The sequence below is a fragment of the Nonomuraea maheshkhaliensis genome, from assembly GCF_039529435.1.
GTDB classification, from domain to species: Bacteria; Actinomycetota; Actinomycetes; order Streptosporangiales; family Streptosporangiaceae; genus Nonomuraea; species Nonomuraea maheshkhaliensis.
The window spans coordinates 12,381-29,515 of sequence record NZ_BAAAMU010000131.1 but is presented as its reverse complement, the minus strand read 5'-3'; the positions used below and the strand labels follow the sequence as shown (position 1 = coordinate 29,515).

Annotated in this window: 16 protein-coding genes and 1 pseudogene; 6 read left to right on the top strand and 11 right to left on the bottom strand. The window is 72.0% G+C overall.

What is annotated here, in order from left to right:
- Positions 1-190, bottom strand: a 190-nt coding sequence (locus ABFX54_RS47040) for a hypothetical protein (protein ID WP_346113599.1), incomplete at its 3' end; no start/stop codon positions are given.
- A gap of 81 nt (positions 191-271) precedes the next feature.
- Here ABFX54_RS47040 and ABFX54_RS47035 point away from each other — a divergent pair.
- The 3 genes from ABFX54_RS47035 (at position 272) to ABFX54_RS47025 (ending at position 3,103) form a co-directional block, all read left to right on the top strand.
- A complete protein-coding gene (locus tag ABFX54_RS47035; RefSeq protein WP_346113598.1) occupies positions 272-757 on the top strand; it encodes a WD40 repeat domain-containing protein in 486 nt (161 codons plus the stop codon).
- A gap of 153 nt (positions 758-910) precedes the next feature.
- A complete protein-coding gene (locus ABFX54_RS47030) occupies positions 911-2,224 on the top strand; it encodes a M23 family metallopeptidase (protein ID WP_346113597.1) in 1,314 nt (437 codons plus the stop codon).
- Positions 2,225-2,335: 111 nt separating this feature from the next.
- Entirely contained in the window at positions 2,336-3,103 is a 768-nt protein-coding gene (locus ABFX54_RS47025) for a phytanoyl-CoA dioxygenase family protein (protein ID WP_346113596.1), read from the top strand.
- A 56-nt stretch (positions 3,104-3,159) separates the two neighbouring features.
- Here ABFX54_RS47025 and ABFX54_RS47020 read toward each other — a convergent pair whose 3' ends face one another.
- On the bottom strand, positions 3,160-3,924 hold the full coding sequence (locus ABFX54_RS47020; RefSeq protein WP_346113595.1) for an SDR family NAD(P)-dependent oxidoreductase: 765 nt from the start codon (positions 3,922-3,924) through the stop codon (positions 3,160-3,162).
- A gap of 68 nt (positions 3,925-3,992) precedes the next feature.
- Between ABFX54_RS47020 and ABFX54_RS47015 the strand changes: the two genes are divergently transcribed.
- Positions 3,993-4,601, top strand: a complete 609-nt coding sequence (locus ABFX54_RS47015; RefSeq protein WP_346113594.1) for a TetR/AcrR family transcriptional regulator — start codon at positions 3,993-3,995, stop codon at positions 4,599-4,601.
- Positions 4,602-4,693: 92 nt separating this feature from the next.
- On the opposite strand, the gene ABFX54_RS47010 is transcribed toward ABFX54_RS47015, so the two are convergent.
- From ABFX54_RS47010 to ABFX54_RS47000, 3 genes are all read right to left on the bottom strand, one after another.
- On the bottom strand, positions 4,694-5,584 hold the full coding sequence (locus ABFX54_RS47010; RefSeq protein WP_346113593.1) for an NAD(P)H-binding protein: 891 nt from the start codon (positions 5,582-5,584) through the stop codon (positions 4,694-4,696).
- Positions 5,585-5,679: 95 nt separating this feature from the next.
- Positions 5,680-7,116, bottom strand: coding sequence for an MFS transporter (locus ABFX54_RS47005; RefSeq protein ID WP_346113592.1), 1,437 nt, complete (start codon positions 7,114-7,116; stop codon positions 5,680-5,682).
- A gap of 84 nt (positions 7,117-7,200) precedes the next feature.
- Complete coding sequence (locus ABFX54_RS47000; RefSeq protein ID WP_346113591.1) at positions 7,201-8,601, bottom strand: cytochrome P450; 1,401 nt, start codon at positions 8,599-8,601, stop codon at positions 7,201-7,203.
- 586 nt (positions 8,602-9,187) lie between these two features.
- On the opposite strand from ABFX54_RS47000, the gene ABFX54_RS46995 reads away from it, so the two are divergent.
- Positions 9,188-10,348: a radical SAM protein gene (locus tag ABFX54_RS46995; RefSeq protein ID WP_346113589.1), complete on the top strand. Its 1,161-nt coding sequence runs from the start codon at positions 9,188-9,190 to the stop codon at positions 10,346-10,348.
- 13 nt (positions 10,349-10,361) lie between these two features.
- On the opposite strand, the gene ABFX54_RS46990 is transcribed toward ABFX54_RS46995, so the two are convergent.
- Positions 10,362-10,868, bottom strand: a complete 507-nt coding sequence (locus ABFX54_RS46990; RefSeq protein WP_346113587.1) for a hypothetical protein — start codon at positions 10,866-10,868, stop codon at positions 10,362-10,364.
- Between the two features lie 321 nt (positions 10,869-11,189).
- Here ABFX54_RS46990 and ABFX54_RS46985 point away from each other — a divergent pair, with 321 nt between their 5' ends.
- Entirely contained in the window at positions 11,190-12,149 is a 960-nt protein-coding gene (locus tag ABFX54_RS46985; RefSeq protein WP_346113586.1) for an endonuclease/exonuclease/phosphatase family protein, read from the top strand.
- Between the two features lie 44 nt (positions 12,150-12,193).
- Here the strand turns inward: ABFX54_RS46985 and ABFX54_RS46980 are convergent, their stop codons facing one another.
- The 5 genes and pseudogenes from ABFX54_RS46980 to ABFX54_RS46960 form a co-directional block, all read right to left on the bottom strand.
- Entirely contained in the window at positions 12,194-13,660 is a 1,467-nt protein-coding gene (locus ABFX54_RS46980) for a hydrogenase large subunit (protein WP_346113585.1), read from the bottom strand.
- A 37-nt stretch (positions 13,661-13,697) separates the two neighbouring features.
- Positions 13,698-15,221 carry a proton-conducting transporter transmembrane domain-containing protein gene (locus tag ABFX54_RS46975; RefSeq protein WP_346113584.1) on the bottom strand — a complete coding sequence of 508 codons (1,524 nt, stop codon included), beginning with the start codon at positions 15,219-15,221 and terminating at the stop codon, positions 13,698-13,700.
- Positions 15,221-15,880 (bottom strand): hypothetical protein, encoded by a 660-nt coding sequence (locus ABFX54_RS46970; RefSeq protein ID WP_346113583.1) that lies wholly within the window; start codon positions 15,878-15,880, stop codon positions 15,221-15,223. Before ABFX54_RS46970 ends, ABFX54_RS46975 begins: the two co-directional genes overlap by 1 nt.
- Positions 15,881-15,895: 15 nt before the next feature.
- A complete protein-coding gene (locus ABFX54_RS46965; RefSeq protein ID WP_346113581.1) occupies positions 15,896-16,840 on the bottom strand; it encodes a respiratory chain complex I subunit 1 family protein in 945 nt (314 codons plus the stop codon).
- Positions 16,837-17,135, bottom strand: a pseudogene (locus ABFX54_RS46960) (proton-conducting transporter transmembrane domain-containing protein); the annotation flags it as partial. The gene ABFX54_RS46965 and the pseudogene ABFX54_RS46960, both read right to left, overlap by 4 nt.

Here is a 17,135-nt window from a genome sequence, read left to right as displayed (position 1 = left end):
GGCTCGCCCCCACGCCTGAGGCCCGCGCCGCCATGACCGCCCTGCTCAGCAGGCCCGCCCGGGCGGCCCTGCCCGGCACGGCGACCGCGCTGGCGCTCAGCCCCGACGGGCGGCTCGTGGCGGGGGCAGTCCACGACGGCACGACGCTCTGGGACGCGGCCACCCGCAGGCCGCTCGGCACTCCCCTCACCGGTCACAGCGGCTCCGCGGTGGCGTTCGGCCCCGACGGACGGACCCTGGCCAGTGGCGGGACGGACGGCACGATCCTGCTGTGGGACGTGGCCACGCGCCGCATTCGATCGCGTTCAGCCCGGACGGCCGGTTGCCGGCCACCGCGAGCGAGGACCGCACGATACGACTCTGGGACGTCGCCACCCGCCGGCCGATCGGGGCCCCGCTCACCGGCCACGGGTACCCGGTGGTGTCGGTGGCCTTCAGTCCCGACGGACGTCAGGTGGCGAGCGCCGGAGGCCACGACTTCACGGCGCGGCTGTGGGACGTGGCCACGCGGCGGCCGGTCGGCATCCCGTTCGTCGGTCACGGCGACGCGACCTGGTCGGTGGCCTTCGCCCCGGACGGGAGCGCGCTGGCCACCTCCTCCGCCGACGCCACGGTGCGCCTGTGGAGCCTGGACCGGCCCGCGGACCCGGTCGCCGCCCTGTGCGAGATCGCGGGCCGGCCGCTCACACCCGCCGAGTGGGCCCGCTACGTGCCCGAGGAGGAGTATCAGCAGGTCTGCCCGCCACAGACTCCCTGACGTGGCGCGACCGCCCCTCATACCAGCGGCATACCGCCGATCTCTACGGTCGGCGAGTGACAAGGCCACGGCTCGATCCGCGCCGGGCCCCCTGACATCCCCCCATCCGGCCCGGCCGCGAGCAGCAGGCCCGCCGGAAACCCAGGAGGAACCGTGTCCCGATTCGTCCTCTTACGATCCGCCGTCATCGCGACGCTCGCCGCCGGCCTCACCGTGGCCGGCGCGTCGAGCGGCCAGGCGATGGCGGCCCCCGATCTCCAGCTCCCGTTCCCCTGCGGCCAGAAGTGGCAGCTGGACACGTGGGGGCACGCCCCGGCGCTGGACATGGTGAAGGAGCCCGACCAGCACGGCACCGAGGGGGCCACCCTGATCGCCCCCGCCGCGGGCAAGGTGAACCAGTCGTTCACGCATCGCAACGCGGGCAACATGATCCAGATCGATCACGGAGGGGGCTACTTCACCACGTACCTCCATCTGAAGTCCCGCGCCGTGTCGGCCGGTGACACGGTGCGGCGGGGTACGGTGATCGGCCAGGTCGGCAAGGACGGCGAGACCGCGAACGGCCATCCGCACCTGCACTTCGAGCTCGGGCGCGACTCCGACGGCAACGGGTCGGCCTCCTGGGGGTTCGAGGGCTCCGAGCGGATCAGGCCGGCCTTCGACGGCGTCACCTACGGCCAGTCGGACAACCGCACCTGGAACAACGTCACCAGCCGCAACTGCGCCACGACCTCTCCGAAGGGCCGCGTCTCGGTGTACGGGGTGCTGCCGGACGGCCGGCTCACGTACACGGCCATCGACGCGGCCACCGGAAAGCGCACCCACGGCGCGGTCGTCTCCACCGCCACCCTCGGCTTCACCCCCAAGGCCATGGCGACGCTGAACTACAACACCATCCTGGTCACCAAGGCCGGATCCGACGGCACGCTCTACCGCGTGGACGTCCGCACCAACGGCGACACCCTGGAGTTCGAGCCGCCCGTCCACCTCGGCAACGGCTACACCCACGACCACCTCGCCTACGACGGCGACGGCCACCTCTACGGCATCGCCGCCGGCACGCTGCGCCGCTACACGATCGGAACGGCGAAGCCCGCACTGGCCGACATCACCGGCAACACCCACATCGGCGACGGATTCACCCTCAAGACCCTCACCACCGCCGGCCCCGACTGGCTGCTCGGCACCACCGCCGGCGGGCAGCTCCTCTCCTACCGCGTCAACGGCGCCGGCGACTGGCAGCGTCACCAGCTCCGTGACGCCACCTGGCAGAACTTCACCCACCTGCTCTCCCCCGGCGCGGGCGTCTACTACGGCCACCACCCCGCCGGCGCCCTCTACCGCTACCACGACGCCGACCCCTACGACGGCAAGGGCGACGACCTGACCGGCCACGGCACCGTCGACGCCACCGGCTGGTCCCAGATCCTTCTGTCCGCCCAGCCGGGCTCCGCCACCCTCTCCTGAGCGAGCGCCTGTGACCCGGGGGTCGCGTCAGGTGCGCGACTCCCGGAACAGGCCGCCGGCCGACCGGGTAATTCGGGTGCTTCGTGAACGCGGAAGCCGCACAATCGACGCGTGGACGTGGACGGTTTCGTACGCGACGGCTACGTGGTCGTCCGAGGCGCCTTCAGCGCGGACACGGCCGCGGCGTGCCGGGAGATCATCTGGGAGTCGCTGGCCGGGCACGGCATCCGCCGGGACGACCCCGCCACCTGGCGGCCGAGCGTGGACGTCCCCTGTCCTTCCGGTGCCCCGTTCACCGAGGCGGCCACGTCGCCGGTGCTGGCCGCCGCGTACGACGAGCTGATCGGGCCGGGCAGGTGGACCCGTAGCACCGAGGTGGGCGGCCTGATCCCGGTCCGTTTCCCGTCGGAGGACTATCCGGGCATGGGGTCCGGCTACCACATCGAAGGCAGCTACGAAGGCCCCGACGGCGGCTACTGGGTCAACGTGCGCTCGCGCGGGAGAGGGCTGCTCGCGCTGTTCCTATTCTCCGACACCGGCCCCGATGACGCCCCGACCCGGCTCGTCAAAGGCTCACACCTGCACATCCCGCCGATTTTGCGGCCGTACGGGGAGGCCGGGATCGACGGCACGGAAGTGGGCGCGAAGTGGCGGCCGTCGGTGCTGTGCCGGGCCACCGCACACGCCACCGGCCGGGCGGGCGACGTCTACCTGTGCCATCCGTTCGTCATCCACACCGCCACCTGGCCGCACCGCGGCCCGGCCCCGCGCATGATGGCCCAGCCCGCGGTGCACGTGCCGGACGGGTTCGTCCTGGACGGCTCGGACCCCTCCCCCGTGGCCCTGGCCATCGTGACCGGGCTGGTGACACCCGCCTGACCGGGCCGGGCATCCCCTGCCCTCAGCTGAGCGAGTGCCTGTGACCGGGGGCCGCGTCAGGTGCGCGGCCCCAGGAACAGGCCGCCGCTGGCGTCGATGACCTGGCCGGTGACCCAGCGGGCGGCGTCGGAGACGAGGAACGCGACCACCTCGGCGACGTCGTCGGCACCGCCGAGCCGGTCGAGCGCCGTCGCTCCCGAGATGAACCCGGCCAGGCCCGGCGCCTCGAAGACGGAGGCGTTGGCGGGCGTGCGGGTGGCGCCGGGGGCGACCGCGTTCACCGTGATCCCCCTGGCGCCGAGTTCGTTGGCCAGGGTCAGGCTCATCGTCTCGATCGCGCCCTTGGTCATGGCGAAGGACGTCTGGGCGGGGTTGGCCATCCTGGTCGCGACGGACGAGATCGTGACGATCCGGCCGCCGTCCCGCATCAGGGGCAGCGCCCGCTGGATGATGAAGTACGGCGCCCGTACGTTCACCGCGAAGAGGTGGTCGAACTCGGCCCTGGTCGTGCCGCCGAGCGGGCCGGCGGGCGGGGCCGCCGCGTTGTTGACCAGGATGTCGAGCGGCCGTCCCGCCAGGCCCGGCTCCATCCCCGCGAAGAGCGTCTCGACGTCGCCGTCCGCGCCCAGCCGTGCCTGGACGGCGAAGGCGTGCCCGCCGCCGCGTTCGATCTCGCCGACGGTGGCCGCCGCGCCGTCCTCGTCCGCGCCGAAGTGCACGATCACCGTCGCGCCCCTGGCCGCCAGCCGGACGGCGATCGCCTGGCCGATGCCGCGGGACGCTCCGGTGACCAGGGCCGTTCTGCCGGTCAGATCGTTCATGTCCATCACTCCCTAGCGTTAGTCGCTACCAAGTTGGTAGTGACTATCATGAGGGTAGTGTCTAACACATGAGCGACCAGCACTCAACTCTGCGAGCGCGGCGACGGGCCCAGACACGGCGCACGATCCAGGCGCACGCGGTCCGGCTGTTCAGCGAGCGTGGATACGACGCCACGACGATGAACGACGTCGCCGAGGCGGCCGGTGTGTCGCCCATGACCGTCTACCGGCACTTCGCCACCAAGGAGGATCTGGTCCTGGTCGACCAGCACGCCGAGCTCGTCGCCGAGCGGATCGTCGCTTCGCCCGCCGGTGGGCCGCTGGTCCGTCGTATCGGCGGCGCGCTCATCGAGGCGGCCACCGCCCTGACCGGCGACGCGGACCGTCAGCTCCTGCTCGCCCGCCTGCAGTTGATGATCTCGACCCCTGCGTTGCGGGCCAGGCACCTGGACAACCAGTACGCCCTCCAGCAGGCCATCATCGGTGCCCTGGGCGACGACGCCACCGACCCCGACACGGCGTTCAAGGCTCAGGCGGCGACCAGTGCCTGCCTGGCCGCCCTGCACACGGCGCTGGTGCGCTGGGCCGAGGACGACGGGCGCACCGACCTGCCCGAGCTGATCGCCAAGGCCCTCGCCGCCGTCTTCGGCGACGACGCCATCGGCCCCGTACGGTGACGCCGCCGGGCGCGCACGAGAATGCCGCCGGTCCCGCACGATGACGCCGCCGGGCGTGGAGGACACACCGCTCGGTCTGGTCGAGACCCGGATCATCCTCCCCCACGCTGGAAGGCGGCACGATGATCGCGGGCCCAGCGCTCGAACGTGCCCGCCGGCCGCCCGAGGATGCTCCGCACCTCTTCCGTGACGCGGGCGTTGCCTCCTTCGCGTGCCCAGGCCGCCCCGGCGACGACCGCTTCGACGGCGGGGGCGTCCATCCCGGCCGACCGCATCCGTGCCCGCGCCCGGTCGGGCGGCACGTCCACGGTGGTGATCTCGCGTCCGAGCACCCGCGCCAGGCAGGCGACCTGGTCGGGGACGCTCAACGGCTCCGGGCCCGTCAGGGTGATCGTCCGTCCCGCGCCGACGCCGGTGAGCAGGCATGCGGCCGCGACGGCGGCCACGTCCCGCGGATCGATGACGCCCTGGCGGCCGGAACCCGTCATGTTGGGGATCGGCAGTCCCCGGTCGATCAGGTCGGCCCAGCGCAGGAAGTTCGACGCGAAACTGGGCGCGCGCAGGATCGTCCAGGACAGCCCGGAGGCGGTCACGGCGTCCTCGGCGGCGCGGTGCCAGGACCCCACGATCCTGCCGTCAGGACCCCGCGCGCCGGCGCTGGTGGCGGAGAGCTTGACGAGTCTGGTGACGCCCGCCGACCGGGCCGCCCGGACAAGGGCCCGATCGTGCCGAGGTGCGGGCGAGCCGGGCGTCGTCAGCACGAAGACCGCCTCCATGCCGGCGGTCGCGGCGTCGAGGGAACGCGGGTCGTCGTAGTCGCCCTCGACGATGTCGACGAGCGGATGCCCGGGGAGCGTCGCGGCGTTTCTGACGAGGGCGCGGACGGGCACGCCACGCCTTCTCATGACCGCGAGGATCGCGCCCCCGACGGTGCCCGACGCACCGGTGATCAGAAGCTTGGAGTCGGACACGGAGTCGGACACGGAGTCGGCACCTTCCTGTGGCGGCCGCCAGGGCGTCGATGTGCGGTGAGCGCCCGGACGACGGCCGGATGTCACGGACGCCGGGATCGGCGGCGTCACGGCGTCGGGTCCGGGCGGTAGGCCGGGAAGAGGTAGCCGGCCAGGAACATGAGGGCGGCCATCCCCGCCGCCACCGCGAACGCGGCGGACGCGGCGAGCGGCACGGAGTCTCCGTGGGCGGCCGCCTCGAAGAAGACGGTGCCGAGCAGGGCGGCGCCGACGGAGCTGCCTGCTTGCTGCAGCGCCGAGAGCACGCCCGTCGCCGTACCCATCTCGTGCGGTTCGACCTCGGAGAGCGACAACGCGAAGTACGGCCCCATCATCAGGCTGGATCCCAGCCCCGCGACCACGAGAGCGGGCACGAGCCGCCACGGCGTGACGTCCATCCGCATGACCCACAGCAGCGCCAGCAGGCCGGCGACGGTGATCGCCGCGCCGCCGTGGAACAGCCGCCGGCCGTACCTGCTCAGCTTCGGCATCACGAGCGAGCCGGCGATGATCCCCGCGGTCATGGCCGTCCCGGTCAGGCTCGTCTTCGCCGGCGAGTAGCCGAGGCCGAGCTGCAGGTACAGGGTGAAGGCCAGGCCGAAGCCGGAGAGCGCGGCGAAGTACATCAGGCCGACGGTCGTCCCGGCGAGGTAGGACCGTTTCCTGAACAGGCTCGGCGCGATGAGGGTGTCGGCGCCCAGGCGCCTCCTGCGTGCCTCGTGCCGGCCGAACGCCATGAAGACCGCCAGCGACCCGCCCATCAGCGCGTACGCCCATAAGGGCCACCCGTACTCGCGGCCCTGGACCAGCGGGAAGATCATCAGGAGCGAGCCGGCGGCGGCCATGAGCACGCCCGGCAGATCCAGCCTGACCGCCCGCGCGGGCGGGTCGGACGGCAGGGTGAGGAACGCGGCCAGCCCGGCGACCACGCCGATGGGCACGTTCACCAGGAAGATCGTCCGCCAGCCCGCGCCGAGCGGGTCGGCCTCCAGCAGCCAGCCGCCGAGAATGGGCCCGCCCAAGGAGAAGATCGCCATGAAGGGCCCCATGGCGTTGAACGCCAGCGGCAGGCTGCGCGGCGGGAAGACGTCCTTGATGATGCCGAGACCCTGCGGGATCATCGCCGCGCCGAACAGTCCCTGGACCGCCCGCAGCACGATGAGCAGGTCGGACGAGACGGCGGCGGCGCACAGCGCGGAGCTGAGCGTGAAGCCGGCCATCCCGATGAGGAACATCCTCTTGCGGCCGACGATGTCGCCGAGCCGGCCGCCCGTGATCAGGCCGCAGGCCAGGGCCAGGGTGTACGTCGCGGTGTACCACTGGAGGTCCGACGTCCCGCCCTGGAGGTCCGCCCGGATCGTGGGCCCGGCGAGGACGGTGACGGAGACGTCGAGCAGCTCCATGGCGGAGCCGACCATGACGACGACCAGGGCCGGCCAGCGCCACCGGTAGCCGGCGTCCGGCTGCCGCTCCCCCCGTTCCGCGTCGTCTTCGGTGACACTCATCTCTCTCCTGTTCGCTCCTCCGCCAGGGCTCGCTCCCGCTCGCGTTCGTCTGGTGGGCCGCGTTCGCCTGGCGGGCCGCGAGGTTCACGCGCGGGGGTGGAAGACGGCGCGCAGGCCGCGGGGGACGAGCAGTGCCTGGGGCGCCGGCACGGCACTGTCCAGGTCGCTGACCTCGATGTCGAACCGGGCCGCGAGCCAGGCGGTGGCCAGCACGAGCTGCGTCATCCCGAGCTGGTTGCCCAGGCAGATCCGCGGCCCCGCGCCGAAGGGGAGGTAGGCGTACCGGCTGTGCGGCACGTCGCCGCCGAGCCAGCGTTCCGGCAGGAACTCCTCCGGGTACGTCCACCATCGGGGATCCCGGTGGACCAGATAGGTGCAGAACATCACCTGTTGCCCCGGCCGCAGATTCCACTCCCCCACCCGCGTCTCGCGGACGATGTCGCGCCCCATCAGCCAGGTGGGCGGATACATCCGGAGCACTTCCTTGATCACGGCTTCGGTGTAGGGCAGGGCGGCCGGGTCCGGGGGATCGTCCGGCGTGGTCAGGCGGGCGTCGCCGGCTTCCTTCCTGACTCGCGCCGCCAGGTCGGGATCCAGCGCGAACTGGCGTACGATCCAGCTCAGCGACGCGCCCGGCACCCCGTGCGAGGCGCGGAGCACCACGTTGAGCACGTCGTAGACGGCTTCGTCGCTCAGCTCCGCCCCTTCGCCGTGCAGCAGCTCGTCCAGCAGGTCCTCGGGGTGCGGCCGGGCGCCCGCCGCCCGCCGGGCGGCGATCTGCTCCAGGAGCACCGACCTCACCTCCCGCGCGGTACGGCGGAACCTGCGGATGCGAGGCGTGGGCCACCAGTGCGGCAGCGTCAGCGAGCTGGCCATGAGCGCGGACGCCGCCGTCGCCGCCCGCTCCACAGCCTCCGCGACCACCCGCACCGGCTCCCCGCGCACCGGCTGCCCGTCCGCCGGTTCCCCGTGCGCCGGCTCCCCGTGCGCCGGCTCCCCGTGCGCCGGCTGCCTGTGCGCCGGCTGCCCGCCCAGGCAGAAGTCGGCGATGGCCTGGCCGGAGAAGGACTTCATCAGGGACAGCACCTCGACCTCCCGGCCGGCCCGCTCGTCCATGATGGCGGCGAACTGCCGCAGCAGCCGGGAGCCGTAGGCGGCGGATCCGGCCGCGTTCATGCCGCGCCAGCCCTTGCGCCGGGTCGACATCCAGACGGGCAGCCGGCGGTCGATGAGCTCCTGGAACCTGGCCGCGGCCCCCGACACGAGCGGGCTCTCCGCGCGGAACTCCGCGTTCGTCCGGACCAGGACGTCGTGGATCAGCTCCGGGTCCTGGACGACGACCGCCGTCGGGCTGAACCGGAACACGTCTCCGTAGTCGCGCTGGGCTCGCGCCAGGAAAGCCAGGCGGTCCTGGTCGTACTCGTAGGTGTTGCCGACCAGAAACCGGCCGGGCGGACCGGGGACGGGTTGATATCGCTCGGACATCTATTCCCTTCGATGGGAAGGGCAGGCCCGGCCTTTCGGCCGGACCTTCCCCGTGTTCATCCGGTAGGCGTCGCCCAGTGGTAGCGTCCACCCATCTTGCCTCTGTTGAGACGCAGTACCGTGAGCGTCAGAGCTTTCGCCATGCGAATACCACTCCTTCTGGCAGCGGAAACAGCCGCGCAAGAGACCCGGTGCAAGAAATTCGCACCGTACCTGCCCCTTTCGCATCCCCAGGCTAACGAGCGGCGATTTCTTGACGGCTTCATGCGGGCTTCACCGCCGCCTCTCCATTGATGACGGAGAGGTTTCCTTTTCTCAGGAGACGGATGAGACGGGGATGAGGCCGAAACGAGGCGGCGGAATGATTCGCTGAATCCGCCGCCACGGGCGACAGTCATTCCGCCGAGGAGAGGAGGTGGGCCTGATGGACATCGAGATTTTCGACCTGGAGGAGTCGGAGAATCCCTGCTTCGCGTTCTGCTGGGACCTGGTCTGACAGCGACGGTGCCGCCGCCGGCCGGCGGCGGCACCGGTCCGAACCGCACAGCCCGCCGACGAACCGAGCGAAGGAAACAGAGTGCGACTCTTGAGGGGAAGGCAGTCCTGGTGGTGTCTGCACGGGTCCAGGATCGCCAAGCTGCCGCTGGACGCGGTGACCACCGACGACCTGGGCCGGCGGCAGGTGAGCGACGCCGTCAGGACCACGATGGAACGCGGCGGCTTCTTCCGCGACCGCAAGGCGGACACCTACAGCCTGACCGTACTGACCAACACCGGGTGCAACCTCGGCTGCGCCTACTGCTTCCAGAACGTGGGCGCGGCGGACGAGTCGAACCCGCGGCCCGACCGGATCGCGCCGGCCCGGCTGAGCCCGCAGGTGATCACCGACACGCTCGCGTTCACCGACCGCATGATGCGCGCCGCCGGCTTCGCCAAGCTCAAGATCCTGCTGTTCGGCGGCGAACCGCTGCTGAGCAGCGCGGCCTGCGTCGAACTGCTGCGCCGGGCCCGGCCCCTGGGCCTGACCTCGGCCGCCATGGTGAGCAACGGCACGCTCCTCACCGCGGACCTGGCCGGCGAACTCGTCGAGGCGGGGCTGAAGGGCACGCAGATCACGTTCGACGGGGACCAGGACGTTCATGATCGGATCAGGACGACCAGGACGGGGAAGGGCACGTTCCAGCAGATCCTGACCAACGTGGCGGCCGTCGCCGCGGCGGTGGACATGAGCTGGCTGTTCCGCGTCAACGTGTCACACCGCAACAGCGACTCCGTGCCGACCCTGCTGGACCGCCTCGCCACCCACGTGCCGCCGGCCGGCGCGGGGGTGAACATCGCCCTGATCGACGATGTCGGCATGGGCTACGACAACCGGGTCCGGTACGGGGACGACCTCGCCGGGCGCTACGTGTCCTGGTACCGGCACGCGCTGGACCTCGGGTTCTCGGTGCGCCCGCCGAAGGAGGCGTTCTGGTGCGACTTCTGCAGCCTGATGGCCGGCCGGCGCGGCGCCGTCGTCAACGCCGACGGCCGGCTCTACAGCTGCTGGGAGACGGCCGGCAAACCGGACCTGGACGTCGGTACCGTACGGAGCGGCTATTTCGCGGACGAGGTGATCGAGCCGCGCTGGCACTCCTGCGACTACGCGGCCGCCCCGCACGGCACCCAGGAAGCGCGTCAGCGGTTCCACGACACCGTGGACGCGGCGCTGCTCGACGAGCTCTCGGCGCGCGGGGCGCTGCGCTGACCCCCGCCCCTCGTCACCGGCCGGCGGACGGGAAGTATCCCAGGATGAACTCGGCGTTCACCTTCGACCTCGGCGGCTTGGACTCGCAGTCGGAGCGGACGGACACGAAGTGGCTCTTCGTGTGCGGGACATAGCAGCGATACAGGGGCCGCCTGCCCGCGCCCGGGCTCGTGTAGAGGAACCCCTCCCGGCGCAGCAACGTGTTCTTCCCGGCGCTGCCCGGCCTGTTCTCGCAGTCGGCCGTGGCGGACAGGAACTGGTCACGCGGGGCGTGGCCGGCGAGGCAGCCGTAGATCGCCCTCGTGCCCGGGGTGTTTCTGGTCAGAATGGGAAACCGGCCTTCTTCGCGGTAGCTCGGGCCGGGCCGCGGGCCGCTGGTCACATAATGCTTCAAACCGTCGAAGTAGCGTATCAGGGGAATGCTCCGCGGCCCGGCCTCGGCATGGGCCGCGGAGACAACGGAACCGGCGGCGACAATGGCCGCGGCCAGCGTGCCGATGACGGCCAATCTCGAATACATGTCTCTTTTCCTTTCCCGCGGATCGCCCATCGCCGGCACAAGCAGGGCCGTGTGTCGTGTCGTACGCGATCCGAATCGACCGGCAGCCACTCTATCCACACCGGCCCGCCGTTGATCTGCGCAATTCCCCATACGCCCGGCATTCGGCGGCAAATGTCCGGCGAATGTCCGCCGTAAGTCCGGCCGCGCCGGAGCCGTTATCCGGCGACACCGGAAATATCAGGACCTACGCCGAGAGCCCCCGCTCAACGATCCGCGGCTGGCGCCGGACACGTCCTTCGGTCAGGATGGCGCTGAGTTGATCATCGGAGAAGGGGACTCATGCGGATCTCACCCGTGCCGGATCTCACCCGCCGGCTGCTGACGGTCGCCGCGATCCTCGTCGCCACCGTCGCCCTGCCGGCCGGTCCCGCGCCCACCGCCGCCGCGAGCGCGACCGTGACGTACAAGATCTGGCACTGGAACATGGCCGGCCACCACCAGCACCTGGGTTCGACCACGAACGGCGTCATCCAGGCCATCGCCGGCTCGATCAGCTACCGCAACCCGGACCTCGTGTCCGTCAACGAGATCTGCCGCAACCAGTACGGCGCCGTGATCGACGCCCTGCAGGGCATGGGCTGGCCGCGCGACCCCGGGAACTTCGCCCGCTACGAGCCGATGACGGCGGCGGGCGACCCCGGCTACTGCGCCGGGCACGGCATCGGCATCGCCCTGTTCAGCCGCTTCCCGCTGGGCGGCACGCTTCGGGAAGCCCTGCCCGACGACGGGTCGGGCCGGCAGCGCAAACTCCTCTGCGCGCCCGTCACGGCCCAGCCCACGGCCGTCAGATTCTGCACCACCCACCTGACCACCGTCGCCGCCCACAGGGCCGCCCAGCTCGGCCGGGTGCACGACGTCCTGGAGTCCTACCGCTCCCGGGGCGAGGTCCCGATCATCGCGGGCGACTTCAACGTGCAGCCGCACTCGCCGCTGCTGGACACCTGGTACGACCCCTCGATCGACACCGACGCCAACCGCGCCAACACCGGCCGCTACCACGAACTCGACGACCGCGAGCCCACCTGCCCCGGCTGGGGCGAGCAGACCACCGAGAGCAACCGGCTGGGCGCCTGCGGCCAGTCGGGCAAGGTCGATCTGATCTTCGCCCCCGCCGCCCGGCTGACCGCCTACAACGCGGACGCCCTGCCGATCGGCCACGTCTGCGGCGCCAACCGTGACAAGCCCTGCTCCGACCACCGCATCGTCGACGCCTCCCTCACGGCCACCACCGAAGAGTGACGGGCCCCGCTGACACGACCGCGCTCCTCCCTGGTCCGGCGCGGTCAGAGGTCGTTGCCGGCGTAGGACAGGTTGAAACTCTTGTTGACCAGGGGGAAGTCGGGGACGATCGCGCCGCCCAGCGCCACGGGCAGGGCGGGCCAGTTGAAGAAGGACGGGTCGACGATCTTCACGCGGGCGAGAGTCCCGTCGGGAGCGAGTTCGACGCGGTGGGCGATCGTGCCGCGCCAGCCCTCGACCAGGCCCACGCCCGAGGACGACGGCTCCTCCGGGCGCGCGTCCCCCGAGGGGGACGAGCCGGCCAGATGGGTGATCAGCGCGATTGAGGCGGCGATCTCCTCGGCCCTGACCTGGAAGCGGGCCAGCACGTCACCGCCGGTGCGGCGGACGGGGGTGAAGTCGCCGAGGTCGGCGAACGGGTGGTCACGGCGGGCGTCGGGGCCGAGGCCGCTGGCGCGGGCCACGTAGCCGAGGGTGCCGAGGTCGCGGGCGGCGTCGGCGGACAGGACGGCGGTGCCGGTGAAGCGGTCGGCGACGACGGTGTGCCGGAGGGCGAGTGCGGTCAGTTCGGCGACGGCCGCGCCGATGGCGTGCAGCCGTTCTGGATCGGGCAGCGTCCTCAGCTCGGCGCCGCCGAGGCGGACGCCGCCGCGCAGCAGCCGGTGCCCGGTGACTTCGTCGTTGATGCGCAGGAGTTGTTCCCGGATCCGCCCGGTCTGGGCGTGCATGATGCCGTAGGCGACGTCGTTGCACAGCGCGCCCAGGTCGGTGACGTGGTTGTAGAGGCGTTCCAGCTCCAGCAGCACGGCACGGTCCCGCTGCGCGCGCTCGCTCACCTCGGCCTGGGTGGCCTCCTCCACGGCGAGGCAGTACGCGAGCGCGTGGCCGACGCTCGTGTCGCCGCTGACGCGTTCGGCCAGTTCCAGCCCGTCGGCCGGGCGGCGGCCCTCGAAGAGCTTCTCGATGCCCTTGTGCACGAACCAGAGCCGGGCCTTGAGCTTGATGATGGTCTCGCCGACCACGGAGAAGCGGAAGTGCCCTGGTTCGATGAGGCCGGCGTGGACGGGTCCGACGGGGATCTCGTAGACGCCCTGGCCCTCCACGGTGAGGAACGGGTAGGGGCCTTCCGGGTCGCCGAAGGCGGGGGGCGGTCCGGCGTCGGCGCGCATCGGGTACCAGCCGCGCGGCCAGTGGTGGTGGCGCACCAAGCGGCGCGGGAGGGGGTGGTCGAGCGGGGTGATGCCGTACAGGTCGCGGATCTCGCGTTCGAACCGGCCGGCCGGGAAGGACAGGCGGGCCAGGCTCGGCACGGCCGGTCGCGCGACGGGCAGGCGCACGCGCAGCTCGGCGCGGCGGTCGGGGCCGCCGGCGACGAACAGGTACGCCAGGGCGAACTCCTCCGCCTCCTGACGTGCGGAGATCAGCGCCAGTCTGTGGCCGTCGGCGAGGAGCCGCGCCGCGTGCTCCGGCAGCTCGCCGGGGCTGATGTCGGCGGTGGTACGGATGCTCATGAGGTCGCTCCGGCGATCACGGCGGTGGTACGGATGCTCACGGGGTCGCTCCGGCGATCACTGCGGCGGCTTGCAGCAGGGAATGCAGTGGTCCGAGGGTGACGCCCAGCACGGCACACGCGGCCAGCCGCGCGACCAGCGGCACGGCCAGGCCGCGGGGCAGCGTGACGGCCCCGCCCGCCGCCGGGCCCGGTCCGTCCGCCGGGGCGGATGGCGCGGGCCCGGAGTCCGGCCCGTCCCCCGATCCGACGGCGGGTCCGTCGCCGAGGAGCATGTGGCGGGTGTGGCGGGTGACGGCCGCGACGATGACCAGCATCAGCACCAGCGCCGCCGCCACCGGCCAGCCCAGCCCGGCGGCGAAGCCCGCCCGGGCCAGGCCCAGTTCGCTGGCGAACAGGCTGAACGGCGGCATCCCCAGCAGCGCCAGCAGTCCCAGCGCGAAGGTCCCGGCCAGCAGCGGTGCCTTGCCAGCCAGGCCGCGGACCGCTCCGATCAGGCTGCTGCCGTACGTCTGGTGCAGCCGGCCCGCGGACAGGAACAGCACCGACTTGCCGAGCCCGTGCCCGAGGATGTGCAGCAGGACCGCCACCAGGGCGAGGCTGGTGCCGATCGCCGCGCCGAGGGCGAGCAGCCCCATGTGCTCGATGCTGGAGTAGGCCAGCAGCCGCTTGTAGTCGCGCTGCCCGAGCAGGAGCAGCGCGGCCACCGTCAGGGAGGCGAGCGCCACGATGACCAGCAGCGTCCGGACGAATCCGGCGCCGAGCGCCACGTCGGCGATGACCTTGACCCGCAGGACGGCGTAGAAGGCCACCGACAGCAGCACCCCGGACATCAGCGCGGAGACGGGCGCAGGGGCCTGGCTGTGCGCGTCGGGCAGCCAGGCGTGCATCGGCGCCAGCCCGGCCTTGGTGCCGAACCCGAGCACCAGCAGCATGACCGCGACGCGCATCACGCCGGGATCGAGCCGGCTCGCGCCCTCGGCCAGCGGCGCCCAGTCCAGGGAGGTCACGCCCGCGTGCGTGCCGGCGTAGTGCACCATGACGATGCCGAGCAGCGCGAGCGCGATGCCGACCGAGCAGATGACCACGTACTTCCACGCGGCCTCCGTGGCCGCGCGGGTGCGCCGGTGCCCGACCAGGAACGCGGTCACGATGGTGGTCGCCTCGATGGCGACCCACAGCAGGCCCAGCCCTGAGGCCAGGACGGCGAGCGCCATCGCGGCGATGAACGCCTGCGTCAGTACGCCGTAGCGGCGCATCGCGCGCGGGCCGGTGTGCCCGGCGGCGAGCTCGGCCGGCAGGTGCGCGGGGCTGGCGGCCATCGCGAGCAGCGCGACCACGCCGATCACGATCAGCATGAAGGCGCTCAGGGCATCGCTGAACAGCAGCCCGCCCAGCGCCTCACGCGTGCCCGCCGTGGACAGTGTGACCGCGCAGGCCAACAGCACGGCCGCCGAGAGGGTTCCGAGCCAGGCGGTGACCCGGTTCCAGCCGAGCACCGCGTACAGGCACGCGGCGACGGCGGGCACCGCGACCGGAGCGAGCACCAGCAGGCTTTCCATCAGTCGTGCAACTCCCGCAGCTCGTCGAGGTCGGTGCCGCCGAACGCGGCCCGCATCCGGGTGGTCAGCACCTGCAGCACCAGCACGGCCAGCAGGACGTCCAGGGAGATCCCGAGCTCGACCACCAGCGGGACGCCGCTGGTGGTGAGGAACGCGGCGGCGGTGATGGCGTTGTCCATCAGCAGGAAGCCCACCACGTGCGACAGCGCCCGCTTGCGGGTCACCAGGACGAAGAACCCGATCAGCAGCACGGTCAGCGCGACGGGCAACGCCTGCGTGGCCGGCGTGGGTGACAGCCGGATGAGCGGCTGGGAGACCGCGTACGCCAGCATCGCCAGCACCGCCGCCACCAGCAGCGAGGTCGCCACGTTGACCAGCGGCTGCGTCTCGCGGCCCGCGCCGCCGGCCACCAGGGCGCGGCGCATCAGGTACGGCAGCAGCCCGGCCCGCAGAGCGCCCACCCCGGCGCCGACCAGGATCAGCTCCAGCTCGCCGTGCCAGAGGCCGAGGACGACGACGAGCGCGGTCAATGCCACCCCTTGCAGGGTGAACAGCCGCACGATCGCCGACAGCTCGCGCCGCCACAACACCAGCACGCCGGTCAGCAGGAACGCGCCGCACGCCAGGTAGAGCGCTTGGACGTACAGAGCATCGGTCATGTGTCTCGCCCCCGTTCAGGCCAGGAAGAAGGAGGCGGCCACGGCCAGCAGCGCCAGCAGGAACGACCCGGCCAGCAGCTCGGGCACCCGGAACAGCCGCAGCTTGGCCATGAAGACCTCGCCGGCCGCCAGCAGCACGCCCAGCAGCGCCACCTTGACCACGATCGCGACCACGGCCACCAGCAGCGCGAGCGTCCCTGCGTCCCCGCCCGCGATGCCGAGCGGGAAGAACAGGCTCGCCAGCAGGCCCAGCAGCACCGACAGCCGCATCGCCGAGGCCCACTCGATCAGGGCCAGGTCCGGTCCCGCGTACTCCAGCACCATCGCCTCGTGGATCATCGTGAGCTCAAGGTGCGTGGACGGGTTGTCCACGGGGATGCGTCCGGTCTCCGCGATCGTGACGATGGCCAGCGCGACCGCGGCCAGCGCGCTCACCGGCGAGATCACCGACAGCGGATCCTCGGCCGTCGCGGTGACGATCGAGCCCAGGTTGGTGGAGCCGACCCTGATCGACAGCGCGAACACCGACACCAGGATCGTCGGCTCGACCAGCGCCAGCACGGTCATCTCGCGGCTGGCGCCCATTCCGCCGAACGCGGTCCCGGTGTCGAGCGCGCCGAGCGCCAGCGCCACCGAGCCCAGGGCGAGCAGCGCGGTCACCGCGAACAGGTCGGCGACGCCGTCCAGTGGCGAGGCCGTGGTCACCAGCGGGACGACGGCGGCCGCCACCAGCGCCGTGCCGGCCAGCAGGAGCGGCGCGAGGCGGAACACCCAGCCGGTGCCGTGGGGCGAGATCGCCTGCTTGCGCATCAGCTTGCGCAGGTCGCGCCACGGCTGCGCGACGCCGGCTCCTGCGCGTCCCTCCATACGGGCGCGGACCTGCCGCATCACCCCCACGAGCAGCGGCGAGCCGGCCGCGATGGCGAGAACCTGGAGCACCGCTCCGATCGTGCCCGTCACCACAGCACCACCAGGACGATCAGCGCGCCGGTCAGCGCCCAGAAGCCGTAGCCGAGATAGCGGTGCACGCTGCCGGTGGCCAGGGCGCGCGCCCTGTTCCCGAGGGCCGCCGCCGCGGCGATGAGCGGGCCGTAGAGCCGGTGCTCGATGCGATCGGGCACGCGCGCCTGGAAACGCACGCGTTCCACCAGATAGGCCGATTCCTTCATCGGGGTGACGTCCACATCGCTCTCGGGGGCCAGTACGTCGTCGAAGACCCGTTGCAGCGGCTCGGCGAACGAAGTGGCGGTGTACT